Source organism: Streptomyces sp. CB01881 (genome assembly GCF_002953255.1).
Classification (GTDB): Bacteria; Actinomycetota; Actinomycetes; order Streptomycetales; family Streptomycetaceae; genus Kitasatospora.
The window spans coordinates 10,684,610-10,687,561 of record NZ_CP026498.1 but is presented as its reverse complement, the minus strand read 5'-3'; the positions used below and the strand labels follow the sequence as shown (position 1 = coordinate 10,687,561).

General features: G+C 75.4%; 1 protein-coding gene. It reads left to right on the top strand.

Features of this window, described 5'->3' with window-relative positions:
* Positions 1-384 precede the first annotated feature (384 nt).
* A partial coding sequence (locus C2142_RS41015) for an amino acid adenylation domain-containing protein (RefSeq protein ID WP_241002999.1) occupies positions 385-2,952 on the top strand: 2,568 nt, incomplete at its 3' end.

The following is a 2,952-nucleotide window of genomic DNA, read 5'->3' as shown; positions in this document are numbered from 1 at the left end:
AGGGCGGCAGGGAGGCAGGGAGGCAGACACGACGGCCGGCACGACGACCGCGCTGCCGCCCACCACCCGAAGGGAGCATTTTCCGGTGTGGCGTGGATCACGGCGCGAAAAATCGTCTGACGGTCCGTCAAGCTGACTGACGGTTCGTCACAATCGACTCACAGAAGCTCAGTTATTGACTGATTGACCATCAGATTCGGCCAGTTGAGCGCGAGTTGAGTGGAGTGTCGGGCAGTACGCCGTTCATCACCCGGGGCTACCATCGGTCGGGTTGTCCGCTCCGGCCCCGGAGTGGGGTCACCCGATCAGGCGTGTTCTCCCACCGCCCCCAAGGGCCGAGCACCGGTCGGGACAGGGGCGAGGACGAGGAGCGCACGGGCTGCCATGACAGCTGAACCGAGCCACATCGAGCAGGCCCCGCACGCCCCACAGGCTCCCGCCCCGGGCGAGCCGGCCAGTCCGAGCCCCAGCGAGTCGGCCACTCCGACCCCCAGCGAGCCGGACGCTCCCGCCCCCGGCACACCGGCAGCCCCGGGCCGGGCCCTCTTCCCGGGCCGCCCGGCCCCCGCCCCGCGCACCCTGGTCGACCTCCTGGACGCCACCGTCCGCGCCCACCCCGGCGAGCCGGCCCTGGACGACGGGCAGACCGTGCTCAGCTACCGGGCGCTCGCCGCCGAGGTCGAGCAGCTGCGCCGCCGGCTGGCCGCCGCCGGGATCGGCACGGGCGACCGGGTGGGCATCCGCGTCCCCTCCGGCACCAACGACCTCTATGTCTCGATCCTCGCCGTGCTCGCCGCCGGCGCCGCCTACGTCCCGGTCGACGCCGAGGACCCGGACGAGCGCGCGCAGCTGGTCTTCGAGGAGGCGGCCGTCGCCGCCGTCCTCGGTGCGAAGCGCGCCCTGTCCCTCACCGGCGCGCCGCGGGAGGCCGCCGCACCGGGCCGCCCGACCGCCGCCGACGACGCCTGGATCATCTTCACCTCGGGCTCCACCGGCCGCCCCAAGGGCGTCGCCGTCACCCACCGCAACGCCGCGGCCTTCGTCGACGCCGAGGCCGCGCTCTTCCTCCAGGAGGAGCCGATCGGCCCGGGCGACCGCGTGATGGCCGGCCTCTCCGTCGCCTTCGACGCCTCCTGCGAGGAGATGTGGCTGGCCTGGCGCTACGGTGCCTGCCTGGTGCCCGTCCCGCGCTCGCAGGTCCGCAGCGGCGCCGACCTCGGGCCGTGGCTGGCCGAGCAGGAGATCACCGTGGTCTCCACCGTCCCCACCCTGGCCGCGCTCTGGCCGGCGGAGGCGCTGAACGAGGTCCGGCTGCTGATCTTCGGCGGCGAGGCCTGCCCGCCCGAGCTGGTGCAGCGGCTGGTCACCGAGGGCCGTGAGGTCTGGAACACCTACGGGCCGACCGAGGCGACCGTGGTGGCCTGTGCGGCGCTGCTGACCGGCGACGGCCCGGTCCGGATCGGCCTGCCGCTCGACGGCTGGGACCTCGCCGTGGTGGACGAGGCCGGCGAGCCGGTCGCGCCGGGCGGCACCGGCCAGCTGGTGATCGGCGGCGTCGGCCTGGCCCGCTACCTGGACCCGGTCAAGGACGCCGAGAAGTACGCGCCGCTGCCCTCGCTCGGCTGGGAGCGTGCCTACCGCAGCGGCGACCTCGTCCAGGCCGACCCCGCCGGGCTGCTCTTCCTCGGCCGCGCCGACGAGCAGATCAAGCTCGGCGGCCGCCGGATCGAACTCGGCGAGGTCGACGCCGCCCTCCAGGCCCTGCCGGGCGTGGCCGGTGCGGCCGCAGCCGTCCGCACCGCACGCGGCGGCAACCAGCTGCTGGTCGGCTACCTGGTGACCAAGGACGGCTGGGACCGCGAGCAGTCCGTCGAGCGGCTGCGCGCCGAGCTGCCCGCCGCGCTGGTGCCGCTGCTCGCGCCGGTCGACTCGCTGCCCACCCGCACCTCCGGCAAGGTCGACCGCAACGCGCTGCCCTGGCCGCTGCCCGACCTGGAAACGGCCGGGCCCACCGAACAGCTCTACGGCACCGAGGCATGGCTGGCCGAGCAGTGGACCGAGATCCTGGGCGTGCCGGTGAGCGGCCCGCGCGAGGACTTCTTCGCCATCGGCGGCGGCAGCCTGGCGGCCGCCCGGCTCACCACCCTGCTGCGCACCCGCTACCCCAGCGTCGCCGTGCTGGACATCTACCAGCAGCCGACCCTGCGCAAGCTCGCCCGGCACCTGGAGCGCAGTGCAGCCGACGGCGGCGAGACCCGCACGATCGCACCGGTGCCGACCAGGGCCAAGCTGCTCCAGCTGCTCCTGCTGGTCCCGCTGTTCACCGTGGCCGGCCTGCGCTGGACGGTCGCGCTGCTGGCGCTCGGAAACGTGCTCACCCGGCTCGGCGACTACCCGTGGGCGCCGACCGCCTCCTGGTGGGCGGTGGGCGCGGGCGCGCTGGTGCTCTATACCCCGGCGGGCCGGCTGGCCATCGCGGCCGGCGGCGCCCGGCTGCTGCTGCGCGGTCTGCGCCCGGGCAGCTACCCGCGCGGCGGCTCCACCCATCTGCGGGTCTGGGCGGCCGAGCGGCTCGCCGAGGTGACCGGCGCGACCGCGCTCTCCGGGGCGTGGCTGGTCCGCTACGCGCGGGCGCTCGGCGCGAAGGTCGGCCCCGAGGTGGACCTCCACTCGCTTCCGCCGGTCACCGGGATGCTCAAGCTGGGCCGGGGCTGCGCGGTGGAGGCCGAGGTCGACCTCTGCGGCTACTGGCTGGACGGCGACCGGCTGGAGGTCGGCCAGGTCAAGGTCGGCTCCGGCGCCGTGGTCGGGACGCGCTCCACGCTGTTGCCCGGGGCCCGGGTCGGCAAGCAGGCCCAGGTGGTGCCCGGCTCCAGCGTCACCGGCCAGGTCCCGACCGGCCAGCGCTGGGGCGGCGCGCCGGCCGTCAAACTGGGCCGGGCGGCGCTGGCC